The sequence below is a fragment of the Ideonella azotifigens genome (assembly GCF_006519715.1).
Taxonomy (GTDB): domain Bacteria; phylum Pseudomonadota; class Gammaproteobacteria; order Burkholderiales; family Burkholderiaceae_C; genus Ideonella; species Ideonella azotifigens.
Genome location: NZ_VIDT01001147.1, coordinates 1 through 1,131 on the forward strand (window position 1 = coordinate 1; position 1,131 = coordinate 1,131).

At 70.1% G+C, this 1,131-nt stretch carries 1 protein-coding gene; it reads left to right on the forward strand.

Translation table 11 applies throughout. From position 1 onward, the window contains the following. A partial coding sequence (locus FKP22_RS31230) for a putative bifunctional diguanylate cyclase/phosphodiesterase (RefSeq protein ID WP_141292044.1) occupies positions 1-1,131 on the forward strand: 1,131 nt, incomplete at both ends.

Below are 1,131 nucleotides of genomic sequence, written 5' to 3' on the forward strand. Positions count from 1 at the left end.
ACCTGTCGCTGCATGCCTGGTCGCGTGTCGCGTTGCATGAAGATGCGCTGGTGCAGGCCCGGATGGCGGCCGACAACAGCGCCGCGGCCTTGTTGTTTGCCGATGTCAAGGCGGCCACCGAAACCCTGGCCTCGCTGCGCGCGGCGCCGGCCGTCGCCGAGGCGCTGCTCTACACCCCCGATGGCCGGCTGTTTGCCAGCTACCGGCGAAACGCGGGCGGCAGCGATGACGGCATGGTGGTGGAAACGCTGGTCGAACTCAAGCAGCGGGTGGTCGGCCGCATCGTGCTGCGGGTCTCGCTGACGCCGCTGCACGAACGCGCGCTGATCTTCGCGCTGCTGACGGTGGTCTCGGCGCTGCTGGCGCTGGTCATCGCCTACCTGCGGGTGCGGCGGGTCCGCCGGGCCATCGACCACACCGAGGCCAGGCTGGACCAGCTGGCCTACTTCGACCCTGTGACCGGCCTGTACAACCGCCACGCCGCCAACGAGCACCTGCGCGCCATGGTCGACAGCGCCCGCGCACTGGGCCATGGCTTCGTGCTGATGCTGCTGGACCTCGACGACTTCAAGCTGATCAACGACACGCTGGGCCACGTCGTCGGCGACGAGGTGCTGCGCCTGCTGGCCGGGCGGCTGCAGCGCGGCCTGCGCCGCAATGACCTGGTGTTCCGCTTTGGCGGCGACGAGTTCATCGTCGTGTGCGAGCACCAGGGCGATGACGAAGCGCTGGACCGGCTGGGTCGGGCCGCGCTGGCCTGCCTGGACGCACCGCTGCAGGCCGGCGGGCAGGAGATCCATGCCCGCGGCAGCGTCGGCCTGGCACGTTTCCCGTCCGATGCAGACAGCGCCGAAGCCCTGCTGCGCGCGGCAGACACCGCGATGTACGCCGCCAAGGCCAGCGGCAAGAACACCTTCGCGGTCTTCAGCCGCTCGATGAACGAGGCTGCGTCTTCGCAGCTGCAGCTGGACGCCGAGCTGCGCCGGGCGATCCGCGGCGACGAACTGCTGCTGCACTACCAGCCCATCATCGACCTGCGCCAGGGCCGGGTCATAGGCACCGAGGCGCTGGTGCGCTGGCAGCACCCCGAGCGCGGCCTGCTGATGCCGGCTGCCTTCATCGACATGGCCG